The sequence below is a fragment of the Puniceibacterium antarcticum genome (assembly GCF_002760615.1).
Classification (GTDB): Bacteria; Pseudomonadota; Alphaproteobacteria; order Rhodobacterales; family Rhodobacteraceae; genus Puniceibacterium; species Puniceibacterium antarcticum.
Map to the genome: position 1 here is coordinate 1 of NZ_AWWI01000060.1, position 19,142 is coordinate 19,142.

19 protein-coding genes and 1 pseudogene are annotated in these 19,142 nt (G+C 63.8%); 11 read left to right on the plus strand and 9 right to left on the minus strand.

Going from position 1 to position 19,142, the window contains the following annotated elements; all coding sequences use genetic code 11:
- A pseudogene (locus tag P775_RS07640) lies at positions 1-225 on the minus strand (GNAT family N-acetyltransferase); the annotation flags it as partial.
- Positions 226-270: 45 nt separating this feature from the next.
- On the opposite strand from P775_RS07640, the gene P775_RS29390 reads away from it, so the two are divergent.
- Positions 271-399: a hypothetical protein gene (locus P775_RS29390; protein ID WP_281256065.1), complete on the plus strand. Its 129-nt coding sequence runs from the start codon at positions 271-273 to the stop codon at positions 397-399.
- A 90-nt stretch (positions 400-489) separates the two neighbouring features.
- Here the strand turns inward: P775_RS29390 and tyrS are convergent, their stop codons facing one another.
- Positions 490-1,743, minus strand: coding sequence for a tyrosine--tRNA ligase (gene tyrS / locus P775_RS07645; protein ID WP_099910421.1), 1,254 nt, complete (start codon positions 1,741-1,743; stop codon positions 490-492).
- A gap of 175 nt (positions 1,744-1,918) precedes the next feature.
- On the opposite strand from tyrS, the gene P775_RS07650 reads away from it, so the two are divergent.
- On the plus strand, positions 1,919-3,010 hold the full coding sequence (locus tag P775_RS07650; protein ID WP_099910422.1) for an anhydro-N-acetylmuramic acid kinase: 1,092 nt from the start codon (positions 1,919-1,921) through the stop codon (positions 3,008-3,010).
- A gap of 112 nt (positions 3,011-3,122) precedes the next feature.
- Here P775_RS07650 and P775_RS07655 read toward each other — a convergent pair whose 3' ends face one another.
- Positions 3,123-3,788 (minus strand): HAD-IA family hydrolase, encoded by a 666-nt coding sequence (locus tag P775_RS07655; RefSeq protein ID WP_099910423.1) that lies wholly within the window; start codon positions 3,786-3,788, stop codon positions 3,123-3,125.
- A gap of 120 nt (positions 3,789-3,908) precedes the next feature.
- Here P775_RS07655 and glmU point away from each other — a divergent pair, with 120 nt between their 5' ends.
- The 4 genes from glmU to P775_RS07675 are packed head-to-tail and all read left to right on the plus strand — an operon-like array spanning position 3,909 to position 8,355.
- A complete protein-coding gene (glmU, locus tag P775_RS07660; RefSeq protein WP_099910424.1) occupies positions 3,909-5,261 on the plus strand; it encodes a bifunctional UDP-N-acetylglucosamine diphosphorylase/glucosamine-1-phosphate N-acetyltransferase GlmU in 1,353 nt (450 codons plus the stop codon).
- On the plus strand, positions 5,261-7,078 hold the full coding sequence (gene glmS, locus P775_RS07665; protein ID WP_099910425.1) for a glutamine--fructose-6-phosphate transaminase (isomerizing): 1,818 nt from the start codon (positions 5,261-5,263) through the stop codon (positions 7,076-7,078). The genes glmU and glmS overlap by 1 nt, the downstream gene beginning before the upstream one ends.
- A 24-nt stretch (positions 7,079-7,102) precedes the next feature.
- A complete protein-coding gene (locus tag P775_RS07670) occupies positions 7,103-7,657 on the plus strand; it encodes a pyridoxamine 5'-phosphate oxidase family protein (protein ID WP_099910426.1) in 555 nt (184 codons plus the stop codon).
- Positions 7,654-8,355: a DNA alkylation repair protein gene (locus tag P775_RS07675; protein WP_099910427.1), complete on the plus strand. Its 702-nt coding sequence runs from the start codon at positions 7,654-7,656 to the stop codon at positions 8,353-8,355. Before P775_RS07670 ends, P775_RS07675 begins: the two co-directional genes overlap by 4 nt.
- Positions 8,356-8,473: 118 nt before the next feature.
- On the opposite strand, the gene P775_RS07680 is transcribed toward P775_RS07675, so the two are convergent.
- Positions 8,474-8,953 (minus strand): hypothetical protein, encoded by a 480-nt coding sequence (locus tag P775_RS07680; protein WP_099910655.1) that lies wholly within the window; start codon positions 8,951-8,953, stop codon positions 8,474-8,476.
- 84 nt (positions 8,954-9,037) lie between these two features.
- On the opposite strand from P775_RS07680, the gene moaA reads away from it, so the two are divergent.
- Complete coding sequence (gene moaA, locus P775_RS07685) at positions 9,038-10,045, plus strand: GTP 3',8-cyclase MoaA (protein ID WP_099910428.1); 1,008 nt, start codon at positions 9,038-9,040, stop codon at positions 10,043-10,045.
- 266 nt (positions 10,046-10,311) lie between these two features.
- Here the strand turns inward: moaA and P775_RS07690 are convergent, their stop codons facing one another.
- The 4 genes from P775_RS07690 to P775_RS07705 form a co-directional block, all read right to left on the minus strand.
- On the minus strand, positions 10,312-11,121 hold the full coding sequence (locus P775_RS07690) for an arginyltransferase (RefSeq protein WP_099910429.1): 810 nt from the start codon (positions 11,119-11,121) through the stop codon (positions 10,312-10,314).
- Positions 11,122-11,267: 146 nt separating this feature from the next.
- A complete protein-coding gene (locus P775_RS07695) occupies positions 11,268-11,711 on the minus strand; it encodes an RDD family protein (RefSeq protein WP_099910430.1) in 444 nt (147 codons plus the stop codon).
- A gap of 60 nt (positions 11,712-11,771) precedes the next feature.
- Positions 11,772-12,191, minus strand: coding sequence for a DUF2852 domain-containing protein (locus tag P775_RS07700; RefSeq protein WP_099910431.1), 420 nt, complete (start codon positions 12,189-12,191; stop codon positions 11,772-11,774).
- Positions 12,192-12,348: 157 nt separating this feature from the next.
- Positions 12,349-12,816, minus strand: coding sequence for a YbaK/EbsC family protein (locus P775_RS07705; RefSeq protein ID WP_099910432.1), 468 nt, complete (start codon positions 12,814-12,816; stop codon positions 12,349-12,351).
- Between the two features lie 112 nt (positions 12,817-12,928).
- Here P775_RS07705 and P775_RS07710 point away from each other — a divergent pair, with 112 nt between their 5' ends.
- From P775_RS07710 to P775_RS07725, 4 genes are all read left to right on the plus strand, one after another.
- A complete protein-coding gene (locus P775_RS07710; protein WP_099910656.1) occupies positions 12,929-15,712 on the plus strand; it encodes a bifunctional [glutamate--ammonia ligase]-adenylyl-L-tyrosine phosphorylase/[glutamate--ammonia-ligase] adenylyltransferase in 2,784 nt (927 codons plus the stop codon).
- Entirely contained in the window at positions 15,709-15,972 is a 264-nt protein-coding gene (locus P775_RS07715) for a hypothetical protein (RefSeq protein ID WP_099910433.1), read from the plus strand. The genes P775_RS07710 and P775_RS07715 overlap by 4 nt, the downstream gene beginning before the upstream one ends.
- Positions 15,973-16,368: 396 nt before the next feature.
- Positions 16,369-17,400 carry a LacI family DNA-binding transcriptional regulator gene (locus P775_RS07720; RefSeq protein ID WP_099910434.1) on the plus strand — a complete coding sequence of 344 codons (1,032 nt, stop codon included), beginning with the start codon at positions 16,369-16,371 and terminating at the stop codon, positions 17,398-17,400.
- Complete coding sequence (locus P775_RS07725; RefSeq protein WP_099910435.1) at positions 17,397-17,714, plus strand: Dabb family protein; 318 nt, start codon at positions 17,397-17,399, stop codon at positions 17,712-17,714. Before P775_RS07720 ends, P775_RS07725 begins: the two co-directional genes overlap by 4 nt.
- A 67-nt stretch (positions 17,715-17,781) precedes the next feature.
- On the opposite strand, the gene P775_RS07730 is transcribed toward P775_RS07725, so the two are convergent.
- Positions 17,782-19,086, minus strand: coding sequence for a 3'-5' exonuclease (locus tag P775_RS07730; RefSeq protein ID WP_099910436.1), 1,305 nt, complete (start codon positions 19,084-19,086; stop codon positions 17,782-17,784).
- Positions 19,087-19,142 lie beyond the last annotated feature (56 nt).

Below are 19,142 nucleotides of genomic sequence, written 5' to 3' on the forward strand. Positions count from 1 at the left end.
CAGGGCGCGCAACCAGTCCGCGCCGCCGCCCGGCAACCGCCAGACCGGCCCGCGCGAAATCAGGTCAACCTGCCCCAGCACCGGCAGGCGGCGCGCCTGCACCTGCCACACACCGCTCAGCTGCCCGTCGCAGGCCTGCTCATGGCGCTGCAAGGCCAGGCCAAGCGCCGCACAGGTGCGGGCAAATTCCGCAGATTGCGGCAGGGGCAGGGGCAGCGCGTCCATGCCGCCATTAACCCTATGACAAGTTTCTTCGCGGTTAATGCCGCCATGTCACACAGCACCCACAGAGGGCCGGTCGTGCCCCGGCCCCGCTACACCCTTGGCGCTGCACTTTTGCTGGCTCTGGTTCTGGCACTGCCGTTCGGGATTCTGGCGCTGGTGCAGCTGGTGGTCTGATCCCGACCGCCGTATGTTTGGTGGGGTCGGAATTTTGCGTATTTGAGAAAGAGAAGAAGCCGGGGGACCGCGCGGCCCCCCGGCCTGTATTTACACCGCGAGCTTGACCAGCGCGTGGCGTTTCTTGCCCGCGCTCAGCTTGACCGGCTGGCGCAGGGCGTCCGCATCCAGCATCAGCCCGGCATCGCTCAGCGCCTCGTCATTCATGCGCGCGCCGTTCTCGCCGATCAGGCGTTTGGCATCCTTGCCGGATTTGGCAAGGCCCGCGCGCACCAGCACCTGCACGATGGAAATGCCGTCCGACACCTCTTCGGCGCTCAGCTCCAGCGTCGGCAGATCGTCCCCCGTGCCGCCATGTTCGAACACCTCGCGCGCCGTCGCTTCGGCCGTGGCGGCCGCATCGGCGCCGTGACACAGGGTCGTGACTGCATTGGCAAGGATGATCTTGGCCTCGTTGATCTCGGCCCCCTCCAGCGCGCCCAGACGGGTGCATTCGTCCACCGGCATTTCGGTATAGAGCTTCAGGAACCGGCCCACATCCGCATCGGTGCTGTTGCGCCAGAACTGCCAGAACTCATAAGGGCTTAGCATATCGGCATTCAGCCACATGGCGCCGCCCGCGCTCTTGCCCATCTTGCGCCCGTCGCTGGTGGTCAGCAGTGGCGAGGTCAGCCCGTAGATTTCATGGTCCAGCACCCGGCGGGTCAGGTCGATGCCGTTGATGATGTTGCCCCACTGGTCCGATCCACCCATCTGCAGCGTGCAGCCATAGCGGCGGTTCAGCTCAAGGAAATCATAGGCCTGAAGGATCATGTAGTTGAATTCAAGAAAGGACAGCGACTGTTCGCGGTCCAGCCGGGATTTCACCGATTCAAAGGCCAGCATGCGGTTCACGCTGAAATGCCGCCCGATGTCGCGCAGGAAATCAAGGTAGTTGAGCTGGTCCAGCCATTCGGCATTGTTCAGCATCTTGGCATCGGTCGGCCCGTCGCCGTAGGTCAGGTATTTCGCAAAAACCTGCTGCATGCCTTCGATGTTGTCGTTGATCTGGTCGGGCGTCAGCAGCGGGCGTTCATCGGCGCGAAAGCTCGGATCGCCCACCTTGGTGGTGCCGCCGCCCATCAGGGTGATCGGCTGATGCCCGGTTTTCTGCAACCAGCGCAGCATCATAATGTTGAGCAGATGGCCCACATGCAGCGACTTGGCCGTCGCATCATAGCCGATATAGGTTGTGACCACCCCGGTGCTCAGTGCGTCATCAAGGCCCTGATAATCGGTGCAGTCGGCCAGAAAGCCGCGTTCCATCATGACACGCATGAAGTCCGATTTGGGATGGTAGGTCATGGTTTTTCCCCTTTAAGAATGGGGCATCTATAAAGCGCGTTCCGAAGAGTGGGAACCGGTTTTCGGGACAAAACGCGCGATAAGACAGGCAAGCGCGTTGCGAAAAGGAAGACGTGGTTTTTGCGACAAAAAGCGCGACAAGAAACGTATAAGCTATGAGGCTGAGGAGACGAGCATGTTGAACACGGATGCGATCTGGGCGCTTGGCGCCATGTCGGGCACCTCTCTGGACGGGGTGGATGCGGCGCTGCTGCAGACCGATGGCGAGAGGATCCTGGCCTTTGGTGCCTCTGGCTACCGCGCCTATAGCGAGGGCGAGCGCGAGGTGTTGCGTGCCGCCCTCGGCCGCTGGCCCGGCGCGGGACTGGAAGAGGCGCTTGCCGTGGTACAGGGCGCCCATGCTGATGCCTTGGGTCAGTTTCCCGGCGCGGGGATTGTCGGCTTCCACGGTCAGACGCTGGCCCATGATCCGGGCGGGTGCGGCACCCATCAGCTGGGCGATGGTGCGGCGCTGGCGACCGCGCTTGGCCTGCCGGTGGTCTGGGATTTCCGCAGCGACGATGTGGTGGCGGGCGGGCAGGGCGCGCCATTGGCGCCGTTCTATCACTTTGCCTGTGCCAAATGGATCGGGGCGACGGCGCCCGTGGCCTTTCTAAATCTGGGCGGTGTCGGCAATATCACCTGGGTTGATCCCGGCAAGGATGGCCCAGAGGCGGACGGCGCCCTGCTGGCCTTTGACACCGGCCCCGCCAATGCGCCGATCAATGATCTGATGGACCGCCGACGCGGGCAGGACTGTGATCAGGACGGCGCGCTGGCGGCCAGCGGCACGGTGGATCAGGGCGCCGTGGCGCAGTTCCTAGAAGGGGAGTACTTCGCCCGGATGCCGCCCAAATCCCTCGACCGTGACGATTTTCCGGGGATGGCCGATCTGGTGCGCGACCTGTCGGATGCCGATGCTGCCGCGACCCTGACGGCGATGGCGGCGGCTGCGGTGATCCGGGGCATGGCCCATTGCCCGACCCCACCCGCGCAGCTGCTGGTCACCGGCGGCGGGCGGCACAACCCGGTGCTGATGGCGCTGCTGGCCGAGGGGCTGGACTGCGACGTCGCCCCGGTCGAATCCGTGGGGCTGGATGGCGACATGCTTGAGGCGCAGGCCTTTGCCTATCTCGCCGTGCGGGTGGCGCGGGGGCTCGTGACCTCTTGCGCCAGCACGACGGGGGTGGCGGCACCTGTGTGCGGCGGGCAGATCAGCCAGCCGTGAGGCGCATCATTCGCGTAGCATTGTCAGCTCAACGGTGCAGTACGCGGTGTCAGGTAAAAGATCTGACCGCAAAGGGGGGATCAGCTGAGACTAAGGCTGAAGTTGCATCGTCTTAGCCCAGAAGCCGGCCCACCGTGGGCAGCAGTTCGTCGAAATGGCCGATCAGCGCGTCGGGGTCCAGCGCCTGCATCTCTGCCGCGCCTGCCGGGCCAAAGGTGACCAGCACGCAGGGCACACCGGCAGCGATGGCAGTCTTGCGGTCGGTGACGGTATCGCCGATCAGACAGCTTTGCGCCACGCTGCCGCCCGCGCGGGTGACGGCGGCGTGATAGGGTGCGGGGTCAGGTTTGCGCACCGCCAGCGTATCCGCGCCGATCATCGAGCCAAAGAGATGCCGCACGCCCAGCTTTTGCAACAGGGTTTCGGCGAGACCTTCGGGTTTGTTGGTGCAGATGCCGGTGCGGTAGCCGCCATTCAGCAGCGCCTCGACCGCCGCGACGGCACCGGGATAAAGCACGGTGTGCACGTCAATCGCCGCGCCATATGCCCGCAAGAGTTCCGGGTACCAGCGGTCGACCACCGCATCGTCCATCTGCCCCAGCCGCGTCAGCCCCAGCGTCAGCATGGCGCGCCCACCGCGCACGGCCGTTGCGGCATCCTCGACCGGATCCAGCAGCGCCCCGGCCCCCATGGCCGAAAAACAATGGTTGGCGGCGGCGATCAGATCGCCGCTTGTGTCGGCCAGGGTGCCGTCGAGGTCAAAGATCACTGTGCGCATGAATGCTCCTGTCTGCGTGTCGCCCTGTCATAACCCGCAATCCAACGTGAAGGACACCCACCTTGCCCTGAGCCACAGGACCGATAAAACGGGGGCGCATCAATAATAAAGAGAATTGGCATGAGCATTGCACTGATCATCCTTGCCGCAGGCAAAGGCACACGGATGGAATCGGACCTGCCCAAGGTCCTGCACAAGATCGCAGGCGCGCCCATGCTGGTGCACGCCATGCAGTCGGGCATCGCCCTGACACCGGAGCGAATCATCGTCGTGGCGGGACACGGGGCCGATCAGGTCCGCGCCGCCGCCGAGGAATACGACGCCGAGGCCGAAATCGTGATCCAATCCGAACAGCTGGGCACCGCCCATGCGGTGGCGCAGGCCAAGGACGCGCTGGCGGATTTCAACGGCGACGCGCTGGTGCTGTACGGCGACACGCCGTTCATCAGCCATGAAACGCTGGAATCCATGGCGGTGGCCCGCGCCCATCACGACGTCGTTGTTCTGGGGTTCGAGGCGGTGGATCCTGCACGTTATGGCCGTCTGGTCATGCAGGGCGAATCGCTTGAGCGGATTGTCGAGTTCAAGGATGCCTCGGACGAAGAGCGCATGATCACCTTGTGCAATTCCGGGGTGATTTCCGCTGATGCCAAGGTGCTGTTCAATCTGATCGAGGCCGTGGGCAATGACAATGCGGGCGAGGAATATTACCTTACCGACATCATCGGCATTGCCCGCAAACGCGGCTTGTCCGCCACGGCTGTCACCTGCCCCGAGGCTGAGACGCTGGGCATCGATTCGCGTGCCAGCCTGGCGCGGGCCGAAGGCGTGTTCCAGACCCGTGCCCGCGCCGCGCTGATGGAGGATGGCGTGACGATGCAGGCGCCGGACACCGTGTTCCTGTCTTATGACACGGTGATCGGGCGCGACGCAGAGATCGAGCCCAACGTGGTGTTTGGCCCCGGTGTGACAATCGAATCCGGCGCGCGCATCCGCGCCTTTTCGCATCTTGAGGGCTGCCATGTGTCGCGTGGCTCTGTCGTCGGGCCATTCGCGCGGCTGCGCCCTGGTGCGGAGCTGGCCGAGAATGTGCATGTGGGCAACTTTGTCGAGGTGAAGAACGCGCAGCTGGGCGAAGGGGTCAAGGCGAACCACCTGACCTATATCGGCGATGCGGACATTGGCGAGCGCACCAATATCGGCGCGGGCACCATCACCTGCAATTATGACGGCGTGTTCAAGCATCGCACCACCATCGGCGCGGATGCCTTTATCGGGTCCAACACCATGCTGGTGGCCCCGGTGACCGTGGGTGATGGCGCGCTGACCGGCAGCGGATCGGTGATCACCAAGGACGTGCCGGGTGGCGCGCTGGCGTTGGGACGCGCTGTTCAGGTCACGAAAGAGGGACAGGCACGTCGGCTGTTCGACATGCTTAAGGCCCGCAAGGCCAATCTGAAGGGAGCCAGCTGATGTGCGGTATCGTCGGCATTCTGGGAACCCATGAGGTTGCCCCCATTCTGGTCGAAGCGCTGCGGCGGCTGGAATATCGCGGCTATGACAGTGCCGGGATCGCCACCGTCAACGACGGTGTGCTGGACCGGCGCCGCGCCGTGGGCAAGCTGGTGAACCTGTCCGATCTGCTGGTACACGAGCCGCTGGCGGGCAAGTCCGGCATCGGGCACACCCGCTGGGCCACCCATGGCGCGCCCAGCACGGTCAACGCCCATCCGCATCAGTCCGGCCCCGTCGCCGTGGTGCACAATGGCATCATCGAAAATTTCCGCGAACTGCGCGCCGAACTGGCGGGATACGGCCTGACGCCGAGCAGCGAGACCGATACCGAGACCGTCGCCATGCTGGCGCAGCATTACCTGTCTGAAGGCTGCAGCCCCATCGAGGCCGCAAACCGCACGCTAGACCGGCTGCACGGTGCCTTTGCGCTGGTGTTCCTGTTTCAGGGTGAGGGCGATCTGATGGTCGCGGCGCGCAAGGGATCGCCGCTGGCGATAGGGCATGGCGACGGAGAGATGTATGTGGGATCGGATGCCATCGCGCTGGCGCCGCTGACCGACCGGATCACCTATCTGGACGAAGGCGACCGCGCCGTGATCACCCGCAGTTCGGTCGAGATTCGCGATGCAGAGGGTCGTCTGGCCAACCGCGCGATGAAGCAGATCCACATGGATGCCGCCCGCATCGACAAGGCCGGTTACAAGCATTTCATGGCCAAGGAGATCGCCGAACAGCCTACGGTACTGGCCGATGCGCTGCGCGGCTATCTGGAGGATGACAGGATCAGCCTGCCCGGCGAAGAGCTGGATTTCACCAAGGTCGAGCGGCTGACGCTGGTTGCCTGTGGCACGGCGTTCTACGCCTGCCTGACGGCGAAATACTGGTTCGAACAGCTGGCCCGGATGCCGGTCGAAGTCGATGTCGCGTCTGAATTCCGCTACCGTGAGCCGCCGATCACCCCGGGCACCGTGGCGCTGTTTGTCAGCCAGTCGGGCGAAACCGCCGACACGCTGGCCGCCCTGCGCTATTGCCGCGACAAGGCGGACAAGATCGTGTCGGTGGTCAATGTCGCCGAATCCTCGATCGCGCGGGAAAGCGATCTGGCGCTGCCGATTCATGCCGGGGTAGAGGTTGGGGTCGCTTCAACCAAAGCCTTCACCTGTCAGCTCAACGTATTGCTTTTGCTGGCTCTCAAGGCGGCGGTCGACCGGGGTCACATGACGCAGGAGGCGCTGTCGGAGACGCTGTCCGCGCTGCGCGCCCTGCCGGGCATCCTGAATGCCGCCATGGCGCGCAGCGATGACATCGAGCGCGTCGCCCGCCAGATCGCCGAGGCGCGCGATGTGCTGTTTCTGGGGCGCGGGCTGATGTATCCGCTGGCGCTGGAGGGCGCGCTGAAGCTGAAGGAAATCAGCTATATCCATGCCGAAGCTTATGCATCGGGCGAATTGAAGCACGGCCCAATCGCGCTGATCGACAAGACGGTGCCGGTGGTGGTCCTCGCGCCGCGCGACGCGCTGTTCGACAAGAGCGTGTCCAACATGCAGGAGGTCATGGCGCGCGGCGGCAAGGTGCTGCTGATCACCGATGCGGCAGGCGCGGCCGAGGCCGGGCAGGACGTCTGGCAGACCATCGTGCTCCCGGCGGTGCCCTCGGTTCTCAGCCCGCTGCTTTATGCCATCCCAGCGCAATTGCTGGCCTATCATACCGCCATTGCCAAGGGCACGGATGTGGATCAGCCGCGCAATCTGGCCAAATCCGTCACGGTCGAGTAGACCGCTGCAAAAGGACCCCGCCCCATGGCCAAGCAGTTTGACAGTATCGCCCCCGAGCATCGCGCCTTTATCGAGGCGCAGCACATCTATTTCACCGGCACTGCCGGTCCCGCAGGCCGTGTGAACGTGTCGCCCAAGGGGATGGAATCGCTGCGCGTCGCGGGGGAAAACCGCATTCTGTGGCTGAACTTTACCGGGTCGGGCAATGAGACGGCAGGGCATCTGGCGCAGGATCCGCGCATGACGCTGATGTGGTGTTCCTTCACCACCCGCCCGATGATCCTGCGCTGCTACGGCACGGCGCAGACGCTGCACCGCGATCACCCCGACTGGGACAACACCGTCGCGCTGTTCGGCAATCCCCCCGGCGCGCGTCAGATCTATGATCTGAGCGTCGATCTGGTGCAGACCTCCTGCGGCTATTCCATCCCGTTCTTCGAGCACGCAGGCGAGCGTGAGACGCTGAAGACATGGGCCGAAGACAAGGGTCCCGACGGGATCGAAACCTACTGGTCCGAGCGCAACCGCACAACCATCGACGGCGCGCCCACCGGCATAGAAGCGAACCTGAACGCATGACCCTGAACGAGGCGCTTGACGCCCTGAACGCCGCCGCGGACCCCGCGCGCGCCGCCGAAATGGCCGCCCATCACAAGATGGACCGTCCTTATCTTGGCGTGACCAACCCCGAGATCAACACCCTGACCACCGCCTGGCGGCAGGCGCTCGATATCGACGCCCGGGTCGCGCTGGCCGATGCCCTCTGGCAGACCAACATCTTTGAGGCGCGGCTTGCCGCCGCCAAGCTGCTGACACAGGCGCGCATGCGCCCGGACGAGGCTGCGTGGGAGCTGATCCAGAGCTGGGTGCCGGAATTCGACAGCTGGGCGATCGCCGATCACGCCTGCATGGCGGGGCAGCGGCGTCTGCTGGCGGACCCCGCGCGGCTGGATCAGGTGGAGCTCTGGACGCAGAGCGACAACATCTGGACACGCCGCGCCGCGCTGGTGATCACTTTGCCCTGGACCAAGCAGAACTTTCCGAGTGAGGCGGAAATTGCCGCGCGCGAACGGATTCTGGGCTGGGCGGCGGAGTATGTCGAGCGCAAGAACGGCATCATCCAGAAGGCCGTTGCATGGTGGCTGCGGGACCTGTCGAAACACGCCCCCGAGCGCACGCGCGCCTTCCTCGCCGAACATGGCGCGCAGATGAAGCCCTATGCGGTGACAGAGGCGCAGCGCAACCTGCCCCCGGTCGAAGAAGCTCCGCAAGAGTAACAACAAAGCTGAGCGCCCCCGGTCGCGGAGAAAGGGCCGGCCCCGAAACGGTCCAGCCCTTCTTCTCTTCAAAAATACGCAAAAACCGGCGCCGCAACCGGTGCGGCGTCAGCGGTTCTTATCCCCCGACGAACACCTTGACCGTCGGCAGGCCGGTCAGCGGCGCCTCGATGAGGCGCATGGCGGACAGCGACAGCCGGCTGCCTGCGGTGGACGGCCCGTCAATCGGGATCAGATCGACATTGGCCGTTTTGCCCGATCCGGCAAAGGTTACCCGCCCCTTGGATGGCGTGCTGACCAGCGGTGTTTCAAGCCAGAATCCCACACGTGACGGATCACCCAGCGAGGCCACGGTGCTGCCCAGTGACCTCTCTCCGCCCGGAGCCCTGGTCGCAGCGGCGCTGCGTTCCGCGGCACTGGTCACGTCGAATTGTGCAGCGGTGCGCGCGCCTGCCGGAGCGGTGCGGGTCACCGGGCGTGTCTGATCCGTGGCGGCGGCCGCCTCTGACGCAGGCGACACCGTGTTGTTTGCATTGGTAAAACCCTCGGCACAGGCGGCCAGAAGCGGCGTCAGTGCCATCAGGAGGATCCATTTCATTTTCATCGTCCACGACCTTTGTCTCTGCATTCATGTTCTGCGCGATACTTGCCCAATGCGGCAGGGACCACTAGGTTCCCCGTCATGACAGTTCCCCTGATAGACCCGTTCCAACGCCCCATCAGCTATCTGCGCGTGTCGGTCACCGACCGCTGCGATTTTCGCTGTGTCTACTGCATGTCCGAAAACATGACCTTTCTGCCCAAGAAAGAGCTTCTGACGCTCGAAGAGCTGGATCGCATGTGTTCGACCTTTGTGCGACTGGGGGTCGAGAAATTGCGCATCACCGGCGGTGAACCGCTGGTGCGCCGCGAGATCATGACCTTTTTCCGGTCCATGACCCGGCATCTTGAGTCGGGCGCGCTGAAAGAGCTGACGCTGACCACCAACGGCTCGCAGCTCGAACGCTTTGCCGATGATCTTTATGCGGCCGGGGTGCGGCGGGTGAACATCTCGCTCGATACGTTGGACGAGGAGAAATTTGCGGATATCACCCGCTGGGGCCGGTTGCCGCAGGTACTGCGCGGCATTGATGCGGCGCAAAAGGCGGGGCTGCGGGTCAAGATCAACACCGTGGCGCTGAAGGGGTTCAACGAGGATGAGCTGGTCACGCTGACCGAATGGTGTGCCTCGCGTGACATGGATCTGACCTGGATCGAGGTCATGCCGATGGGAGATATCGGCAACGAGGATCGTCTGGGCCAGTACTGGAAGCTGGACGATCTGCGCCAGAGCTATGCGCAGCAATATACCCTGAGCGATCTGCCGGAAAACACCGGTGGACCGGCGCGGTATGTGCGACTGGAAGAGACCGGCCAGAAGATCGGGTTCATCACGCCGCTCACCCATAATTTCTGTGAAAGCTGCAACCGGGTGCGTCTGACCTGCACCGGAGAGCTGTTCATGTGCCTCGGCCAAGAGGACAATGCCGATCTGCGCGGTGCACTGCGCAACCATCCCGGCAATGATGCCCCCTTGGAAGAGGCGATTCGCGGTGCGATCCGGCTGAAGCCGAAGGGCCATGACTTCGACTATTCCCGCCAGTCGGTGGATGGCCGCGTGTCCCGCCACATGAGCCACACCGGCGGCTGATTAACCTTCATTAAGGCTGCGTGCGCGCAACGGATCGGGCTTTTGGCCTTTCCGCTGGGTTTTGCGTGGGGTCAACTCATTGAGAATGTGCTGAAATACGGCATTTCGGGCGCTATGGACTGCGTCTGGAACCGGTATGGAAAGCGTATGGCTGGTGATCTGGATTTGATACGGTTCCAGCTGCTCGTCCAGTGTGAGCTGTGCAAGGTTGAGAAATCACCACCCCACCGAACGGCGGGCGCCTCAAATCGAGACGCCTTTGCGCGTCAGCCCCGCGTGTCAGGCAAAGAAATATTGGCCACCTGTTCGGCAATCGGATCGGTGGACAGCGGGTGTGTGTCCGCCTCGTATTCCTCGGGCGCGCGCATCGCCTGCCAGCGGCCGTGGCGGTAGACTTCAAGCCCGGAAAATCCGGCCTTGTAGCCCATCTTGGGCGATCCGGGCACCCAGTAGCCCAGATAGACATAAGGCAGACCAGCCTCGCGCGCGATCTCCACATGATCCAGAATCATCCAAGACCCAAGGCTTTGCTTGGGCAGGTCCGGTTCGTAAAACGAATAAACCATCGACAATCCGTCATCCAGCACATCGGTCAGGCAGACCGCCGTCAGCTCGCCCTTGGGGTCGGCATATTCCACGACGCGGCTGCGGATCGGCGTTTCCTCGATCATCGCGGCGAATTCGAACACATCCATATCCGCCATCCCGCCATCCGCATGGCGGCGGTCCAGATAGCGGCGGAACAGGCTGTACTGATCCTCGGTCGCCCAGGGGCTGGTCGCGGTGCGCGCCAGATGGGCATTTCGGTTGATCGTGCGGCGCTGGCTCTTGCTGGGCTGGAACAGTGACACGTCGATCCGCGCCGACAGGCAGGCGGCACAATCCGAACAGGACGGACGATAGAGCACGTTCTGTGACCGCCGGAATCCCTGCTTGGACAGGCTGTCGTTCAGTTTGACCGCCTGGTCGCCCTGCAGCGAGGTGAACAGCTTTCGCTCCATCCGACCCTCCAGATAAGGGCAGGACTGCGGAGCGGTCACATAGAACTGTGGCGCAAGAGGCAGCGAATGGCGCATGAATGTGGTATCCTGACGACGACTTTGTGAAAACTTAGCAACAGTTCCACGCCGCGCCAAGCCCCGCTGGAGTCTATGGTGTGCACCGTTCTAAAATCTGCCCCGGGCGACACCACGGCACCCGCATCCCCGGCCTGTTGCCGCCCTCAGCCGCGCCGGTTGATCATCACCGTTCCCAGCGCCATGTCGGTGATGCCCTGACCACGTTCTGTGGTGCACATGAAGACCACCGAAATCAACTGCACCAGCGCAAAGGTCAGCGACAGGCTATAGCCCAGAGTGTGCAAAAACGCCTGCGCCAGGGTCAGCCGCTGGCCATAGGAATCGCGCAGCTCGATCGCCATCAGGCGCATGCCCCAGGTGGCCGATCCGTTGGCGATGGTGATGGTGCGGTAGACAAAGCTTAGCACAAGATACAGCGGCACCAGAAAGAACAGGCCGATGAAGGCGGTGAACACCACCACCGGCACCAGCAGGGCTGCGACGATGATCACGTCAATAACCCAGGCCAGCGCCCGTTTTACCGGGACGTCGGCATAGAATTCGCGGTTCAGCACCGGATCAGGCAGGTAGGTGTCTTGATTGAACATGATGTCCCCTCGTGGATGTGGCACGGCCCCCTTGGGGGCCATGCGGTCGGGTGGTCTGGCTCAGGCCTCGACGGATGTGCCGGTGGCGCGGCCCTTTGTGGCGCGGTCGTCCATGAACTGGTCGAACTCGGCCTTGTCCTTGGCGTCACGCAGACGTTTGAGGAAGTCTTCAAAGTTATCCTGCTCTTCTTGCAGGCGACGCAGGGTGTCCGCCTTGTAGGCATCAAAGGCAGAGTTGCCCGACGATTTCATATGGCTGAACCCGGTGGCATTATAGGCTTTGCGGCAGGAGGATTTGAACATTTTCTTGCTCCAGATCATGTAAAAGAGAAGGGCGAGCCCGACGGGCCAGAGGAGGATGAAGCCAAGGATCATAGCGGCGATCCAGGCGAACTTGCCCTTTTGGTCAAGCCAGGCTTCGGCGCGTGCGAACCAACCGGCGTTGGCGGGAAGCGAGGCGGTGTAGGCGGCAGATGTCATGTTGGTCTCTCCGTTGTCTGCGTTGCGATGTGAATGTCTTTCACATTGAATAGATCGGAGTACCGGAGCGGTTCTTCAAGGGTACATGTGAATGTTTTTTACATTTACTTTTTTCAGGACAAAATCTCAGGGACTTGCGTGAAATCTGCCCGCTGTTTCAGTCGGTGAAATCCGCCGGTACAGCCCCCGTCAGCGTGATCAGCGTCTGTGGATCCAGCGCAAAGACATGCCTTGGCGTCCCCGCAGCGGCCCAGATCACTTCGAATTCGCCCAAGCGCGGGTCCAGCCAGGCGCGGATCGGGTTCAGATGCCCGACAGGGGCCACACCGCCGATGGCAAACCCGGTCTGGGCGCGAATCAACGCGGCATCCGCCTTTCCCAAGGCTTCGCCTGCGATGCCTGACGCCTTGGCCGCCGCCACCCGATTGCCGCCCGCTGTCAGGAACAGCAACGCCTCCCCCGAGGACTCGCCGCGAAAGATGATCGACTTTGCGATCTGATCCAGATGGCAGCCCACCGAATCCGCCGCTTCCTGTGCCGTGCGCGCTTGTCCGACCTCGCGGATATCCGGCGCGATCCCGGCGGCGATCAGGGTGTTGCGCACGCGGGTCAGGCTCTTGCTCATGGTGCGGTTCTTTCTTCATCTGACGCAATTGGCGGAAGGCTATGCGCGCCACGCAGGGCGTGCAAGGCAGCAGGCCATTGCGCTTGGGCCTGCGTCATGTCCAATTGTGCACATGACCTTTGCCAGCCGCATCACCCGCATGCCCCGCCCCTTTGCCGCCGAACCGGCTGATGACGCACGTGCCGCATTGCCCTGGGCCGATGGTCCGGTGGCGGAGCTGCTGGCAGGCACCGCTGGCTGCAGCCCCTATTTGCGGGGTCTGATGGGGCATGAGGGCGACTGGCTGCAGGGCGCGCTTGACGATCCCGAAGCCGCGATCGCGACGCTGTTCGCGGATCTGCGCGCCGCGCCGCTGGATCATGTGGCGCTGGACCTGCGGCAGGCCAAACGCCGCGTTGCGCTGCTGACCGCGCTGGCCGATCTGGGCGGCGTCTGGCCGCTTGAAACCGTGACCGGCACCCTCAGCGACTTTGCCGATCTGGCCTGCACCCGCGCCCTGCGCGCCGCCCTGATGGCAGAGGTCAAGCGTGGCAAGTTGCCGGGCCTGACAGAGGATCACCTTGACACGGCAGGCGGTATGGTCGTGCTCGCCATGGGCAAGATGGGGGCAGGGGAGCTGAACTATTCCTCGGACATCGACCTGATCTGCCTGTTCGACGAATCCCGCTTTGACCGCGATGATTTTCACGAGGCCCGCGCCGGGTTCATCCGTGCCACCCGCCGCATGGCCGCGACGCTGGGCGATCAGACGGGGGAAGGTTATGTCTTTCGCACCGATCTGCGCCTGCGCCCCGATCCTGCGGTCACCCCGGTCTGCATGGGGATGGAGGCGGCGGAGCGGTATTACGAAAGCCTCGGGCGTACATGGGAACGCGCCGCCTATATCAAGGCGCGCCCCTGTGCCGGCGATCTGGACGCGGGCCAGCGGTTTCTCAGCGATCTGCGCCCCTTTGTCTGGCGCCGTCACCTTGATTTCGCCGCCATTCAGGACGCCCACGACATGCGTCTGCGCATCCGCGCCCACAAGGGGCTGGGGGGGGCGATCAGCCTGGCGGGGCACAACATGAAACTGGGGCGCGGCGGTATCCGCGAGATCGAGTTTTTCACCCAGACCCGCCAGATCATCGCCGGCGGGCGCGACCCCGATCTGCGCGTGCGCGGCACGGTGCCGGGATTGACGGTTCTGGCGGAAAAAGGCTGGCTGCCCGACGCCGTGGCGCAGGAGCTGTCGCAACACTACCGCAGCCACCGAGAGGTGGAACACCGCCTGCAGATGATCCACGACCAGCAGACCCACGACCTGCCCGACAAGCCTGAGGATTTCGCCCGACTTGCCTGCCTGATGGATGTGGACGAGGCGAAGTGGCGTCATGATCTGATCGAGCGGCTGAACGCGGTGCACGAACTGACCGAAGGTTTTTTTGCCAGCGATTCCAGCCCCGCCCCCGAACCGACCCCGCTGGAAAACAGCGAGGTTATCGCCCGCTGGCCCCGCTATCCCGCCCTGCGCTCTGACCGCGCGGTCGAGATATTCAAACGCCTGCGCCCCGAAATCCTCTGCCGTCTGGAACGTGCTGCCAAACCCGAAGAGGCGCTGCTGGCCTTTGACGGCTTCCTTGCCGGTCTGCCCGCCGGCGTGCAGCTGTTTTCCCTGTTCGAGGCCAATCACCAGCTGATCGATCTGCTCGTGGACATCACCAGCGTCTCGCCCGATCTCGCACGGCATTTGTCGCAGAATTCGCGCGTGTTCGACGCAGTGATCGGCGGCGGTTTCTTCGCCGACTGGCCGGGGGCTGATGCCCTGAGCGAAGAGTTGAACGCCGTCCTGGCGCGGGAGCCGGATTACGAACGCAAGCTCGACACCGCCCGGCGCTGGAAGAACGAATGGCATTTCCGCGTTGGTGTGCATCTGCTGCGGGGCCTGATCGACGCGGCAGAGGCCAGCACGCAATATGCCGACCTCGCCGGGGTCACCCTTGGCGTACTCTGGCCGGTGGTGCAGGCGGACTTCGCTCTGAAACACGGGCAGGCCCCCGGGCGCGGGGCGATCGTGCTTGGCATGGGATCGCTTGGCGCGGGACGGCTGCACGCGCGATCCGATCTCGATGTGATCGTGATCTATGACCCCGACGGGGTTGAAACCTCTGATGGGGCAAGACCGTTGCAGGTGCGCGTCTATTACGCCCGCCTCACGCAGGCGCTGATCACCGCGCTGACCGCGCCCATGCCGCAGGGCAAGCTTTACGAGGTTGACATGCGCCTGCGTCCCTCGGGCAATCAGGGGCCTGTGGCGACCAGCCTTGCCGCCTTTCGCGCCTATCAGTCCGGCGATGCCTGGACCTGGGAACACCTTGCCCTGACCCGTGCCCGCGTGATGGCGGGGCCGGACGATCTGGCCGGGGATGTCCGCGCCTACCGCGCCGAACTTCTGGCTGCACCGCGCGATCAGGACAGCGTTCTGCGCGAGGTTGCCACCATGCGGGCGCGGATTGCCGGGGCCAAGGGGCCGGGCGCCTTCTGGGATCCCAAGCTGGGGCGCGGGCGCATGCAGGAAATCGAACTGGCCGCACAGGCCAGTGCCCTGCTGTCGCGCGCGGGGTCGATGGACCTTGCCGCTGGCCTTGCCGCAGCCGTGGCGCAGGGCTGGCTGGACGCAGAGTCGGCGGATCACCTCGCCCAGACCCATGCATTCTGCTGGAGCCTTCAGGTCGGTGCCCGCCTGATCAGCGACTCCCAGCTGGACCCGGACAAGCTCGGGGCGGGTGGTTGTGCCTTTCTGCAGCGGGTCACCGGGCAGACCGGCATGAAAGCGCTTGCTGACACACTGAACTCCCACACCGGGCGCGCGGCGGATATACTGGACAGCGCATTGCCCCCCAGAGGAGAGCCGGAATGATCAAGGGTGACACAACAGATCCAAAGGGTCTGATCAACGACGCCTATCAGATCGACGGCATCACCTATGAGGAATGCCGATCAGTCTTTCTGGACTGGGCGCTGGCCGTGCCGGTGAATGCCGATACGATGGCCCTGATCCACCTTCTGCTCGCGCGGCACGGGCAACAGGGGCATCCGATGACGCAGGTCCTGACCGAGGGGTTGACCGGCATGTCCGCCCCCCGTCGCAGGGGCATTTGGCGCAGCCGCGCGCGCTAGGGCGCGCACCCAGCCTTTCCCGATCTTACCCAGATCTTAACCAAACGGTTCTAAATGTGGTCTGCGATCCCCGCAGGACATCCATGGGAGTATCGGCATCTTTGCCTTGATCGGATGTTCTGCAGATCTGTCCCTGCCGTGAAATTGCCATTGACTACTATTTGGAACGTTCCTATTGTAATCAGGAACGTTCCAAGTGAATGGATGTCGAGGGAGTAGCGACATGATCTTCCGCAGATCGACCGGACCCGGCAGCATCGCGGCCAGTCGTATGGCCGCGGTCCCGCGTGCCTGTGGTATGGCCGCGGTCCCGCGTGCCTGTGGTATGGCCGCGGTCCAGCGCGCCTGTGCAGATCCGTATGACACCCCCTTGACCCAAGTGCCGGAGTATCAGAGATGACCGCGCGCCGCCCCACCATCCTCGACGTGGCCAAGGCCGCGGGTGTATCAAAATCCACCGTGTCGCTGGTGGTGCGCGGCAGCCCGACGGTCAAGGCGGAGACGGCCAAACAGGTGCGGGACGCGATGGCCAGCACCGGCTATGTCTACAACCGCGCCGCCGCCAACCTGCGCAAATCCTCTGTCGGGCTGATCGGGCTGGTGATCAATGACCTGCGCACGCCCTTCATCACCGAATTTGCGACCTCCGTGCAGATGACCCTGTCGGCGCAGGGCTATGCCACGGTGATCGCAAATTCGGATGAGGATGGTGCTTTGCAGGCCCAACGGGTCAGCGCCATGATCGAACATGGCGTGTCCGCACTCCTCATCACGCCCAGCTATGGACAAGAGGCGGACAGCTTTGATCAGATCGCCCGCGCCGGCATTCCCTGCCTGCAGGCCCTGCGTCAGGGGGATCCGCGTTGTGATCTGTTTCCCTTCGCCAGCTTCGACTATGCTCAGGGCGGGGTGCTGGCGACGCAGCATCTGATCGCGCAGGGCGCCCGCACCATCGCCTTTGTCGGCGGTCTTTCCCACCGCGCCGTCACCGCCGAACGGATGTCGGGATACCTTGCAACCCTCAGCGAAGCCCGACGAACCCCGGTGTCCTTCGTCGGCGGCGTCACCCGTGGTTTTGGCGCAGAGATCGCCGCGACGATCTGCGCGGACCATCCCGAAATCGACGCCGTGCTTTGTTTTAATGATCAGGTGGCGCAGGGCATGCTGAGCGGTTTCATGCGCCTCGGGCGCGCCGTGGGAACCGATGTCCGCATCGTGGGTTTTGACGGCATGGAAGACCGCGATCAGACTGTTCCAGGCCTCAGCGCCGCGTTTTGCGATGTTGCAAGGTTCGGTCGCGATTGTGCCGCCATCCTGCTCGACTGGCTCGAAACCGGCGAACATCCCTCACCCCTGCGCCGCGCGCCGGTTTCACTGCTTGCGCGTGGTTCCAGCCTCGGCCCCATCCCTGAAGAGACGTCAAAATGATCCGCCATGTTGTCCTGCTGAACCTGCCGCCCGAACATGACAAGGCCATCCTGCTGGAGGCTTTGGGCCGTTTGCACGGGCTGCAGGACAAGGTGGCGGGGCTCGTGTCCTTTGATCATGGCCCGAACGCTGATTACGAAGGCAAGACGCCAGATTTTGCCTATGGCTTTGTCGTCACCTTCACTGATCGCGCGGCGCATCAGGCTTATGAAGCCCACCCGGATCATGTGCACGCCGGCGGCTTGCTGGTGTCGATCTGCGCCGGGGGATACGACGGGATCCTCGTCGCCGATCTGGTTGTGCAAGACAGCTAAGCTGGGCCTTGGCAAGGCAAGGCAAGGCAAGGACCTTCACCTCTCGCCACCATTTATGCGCCACCGCTCAGTGCAGACTTTCCAGACTGTCTGCATGGCGGTTCAGCGTGTCCTTCAACCGGGACAGGCTGTCGAGCTCGCGCGCGGCCAGCATGGGCATCATGCGCTGCATCACTTCGGCGGCCAGCTTGGCCTGCGCCAGACCGCCCCGCGCCAGCCCCTGGGACGTGCCGACACCGGTGCGCGCGGCCATCCCCCGCAGGCTGTGGTCCGCACGATCCCCGAACAGCAGCGCCGAGAGCAGCACCAGATCAATCTGCGGGTTTTCCCATGACACGTTCGCCTGATGGCGCAGAAAGGCCATGCGCAGCGGGGCATTATGCGCGACGATGACCGCACCACTGGCAAAGTCATGCAACTGCGCACAGGCATCGCGGGGGCCCATCTGCCCGTCCTCGGGCCGCTCTGTATCGTCGCCCGATGCCGGGGCAATGCGCAGATCCAGCGTCTCGCGGCGCAGAATATTCGCGCCAACCATGCGCACGGCGCCGATTTGCAAAAGGTCGTCGCGATGCGGCAGCAGCCCGGTGGTTTCGGTCGACAGGATCACATAAGTCAGCGCACTCAGGGGTGTTTCCTCGACCAGGTGACCATTCTGCGACGACAACAGGGCAAAATCATAGACCAGCGGGCCGGGATGTTCCGGGGGCGTGCGGCCTTCGGTCTTGTCCAGAATGACCAGCGCGTTGCCATCCTCCAGGGGGCGCATCCGCGCGTTGAGCGGATCACCCTCACCACCGGCCTCGGTGGTGAACTGCACCTCCAGCCCGGTGCGCTGCATCTTGGCGCGTGCGCCCGCAAGGGTCCTGGCATTGAAATAGTCGCTCAGCTTGGCGCCAAGACGGGGCGCGCCGGACTTGGCCAGAAGATCCGCCGCGAGATTGTCGTAAAGCACGATCTGATCGCCCGCATTGACCACGAGCTTGGCCGATGGCATCTCGGCGATCAGCCGCGCCAGCTGCGATTTGTCAGAGTCAAGCAGGGCCATGGCGCGCGCCATCCGGCGCGTGTCCTGCTGCGCCATCTCTTCGGGGCCAAAGACCGGGGCAGGGTCGTGCGGACCCGCGGTGTCTGACTGCCGCTCAAGCGGTTTGGCGATGCGTTCGTCAAAATACAGCCAGACCGCGAAACACAGCAAGAGGATCGTTGCGGTCCCGAGCTGCGCCGCCAGGGTAAAACCGGCCTCGACGCCCTGATCGGCGATACGTGTGCCCACCATCCAGAGCACGCCCCGCAACGCCGCCACAAGCGCCAAGGCGAGCACGGCAAAGCCCTGAAACACCCGAACCCGCAGAGTGCTGCGCCGGGTCATCGCGCAATACCCGTCAGGCACGGTCGCGCAAGGGGGATCACGGCAGCGCCGTCATA

What these genes read in the sequence shown, in the direction of transcription:
- glmS (WP_099910425.1), top strand. Translation starts at nt 5,261, where the DNA reads ATGTGCGGTATCGTCGGCATTCTGGGAACCCATGAGGTTGCCCCCATT.
- P775_RS07655 (WP_099910423.1), bottom strand. Translation starts at nt 3,788, where the DNA reads ATGCGCACAGTGATCTTTGACCTCGACGGCACCCTGGCCGACACAAGC.
- P775_RS07730 (WP_099910436.1), bottom strand. Translation starts at nt 19,086, where the DNA reads ATGACCCGGCGCAGCACTCTGCGGGTTCGGGTGTTTCAGGGCTTTGCC.
- P775_RS07705 (WP_099910432.1), bottom strand. Translation starts at nt 12,816, where the DNA reads ATGAGCAAGAGCCTGACCCGCGTGCGCAACACCCTGATCGCCGCCGGG.
- P775_RS07720 (WP_099910434.1), top strand. Translation starts at nt 16,369, where the DNA reads ATGACCGCGCGCCGCCCCACCATCCTCGACGTGGCCAAGGCCGCGGGT.
- P775_RS07695 (WP_099910430.1), bottom strand. Translation starts at nt 11,711, where the DNA reads ATGTTCAATCAAGACACCTACCTGCCTGATCCGGTGCTGAACCGCGAA.
- P775_RS07670 (WP_099910426.1), top strand. Translation starts at nt 7,103, where the DNA reads ATGGCCAAGCAGTTTGACAGTATCGCCCCCGAGCATCGCGCCTTTATC.
- P775_RS07650 (WP_099910422.1), top strand. Translation starts at nt 1,919, where the DNA reads ATGTTGAACACGGATGCGATCTGGGCGCTTGGCGCCATGTCGGGCACC.
- glmU (WP_099910424.1), top strand. Translation starts at nt 3,909, where the DNA reads ATGAGCATTGCACTGATCATCCTTGCCGCAGGCAAAGGCACACGGATG.
- P775_RS07700 (WP_099910431.1), bottom strand. Translation starts at nt 12,191, where the DNA reads ATGACATCTGCCGCCTACACCGCCTCGCTTCCCGCCAACGCCGGTTGG.
- P775_RS07690 (WP_099910429.1), bottom strand. Translation starts at nt 11,121, where the DNA reads ATGCGCCATTCGCTGCCTCTTGCGCCACAGTTCTATGTGACCGCTCCG.
- moaA (WP_099910428.1), top strand. Translation starts at nt 9,038, where the DNA reads ATGACAGTTCCCCTGATAGACCCGTTCCAACGCCCCATCAGCTATCTG.
- P775_RS07675 (WP_099910427.1), top strand. Translation starts at nt 7,654, where the DNA reads ATGACCCTGAACGAGGCGCTTGACGCCCTGAACGCCGCCGCGGACCCC.
- P775_RS07680 (WP_099910655.1), bottom strand. Translation starts at nt 8,953, where the DNA reads ATGAAATGGATCCTCCTGATGGCACTGACGCCGCTTCTGGCCGCCTGT.
- P775_RS07725 (WP_099910435.1), top strand. Translation starts at nt 17,397, where the DNA reads ATGATCCGCCATGTTGTCCTGCTGAACCTGCCGCCCGAACATGACAAG.
- P775_RS07715 (WP_099910433.1), top strand. Translation starts at nt 15,709, where the DNA reads ATGATCAAGGGTGACACAACAGATCCAAAGGGTCTGATCAACGACGCC.
- P775_RS07710 (WP_099910656.1), top strand. Translation starts at nt 12,929, where the DNA reads ATGACCTTTGCCAGCCGCATCACCCGCATGCCCCGCCCCTTTGCCGCC.
- P775_RS29390 (WP_281256065.1), top strand. Translation starts at nt 271, where the DNA reads ATGTCACACAGCACCCACAGAGGGCCGGTCGTGCCCCGGCCCCGCTAC.
- tyrS (WP_099910421.1), bottom strand. Translation starts at nt 1,743, where the DNA reads ATGACCTACCATCCCAAATCGGACTTCATGCGTGTCATGATGGAACGC.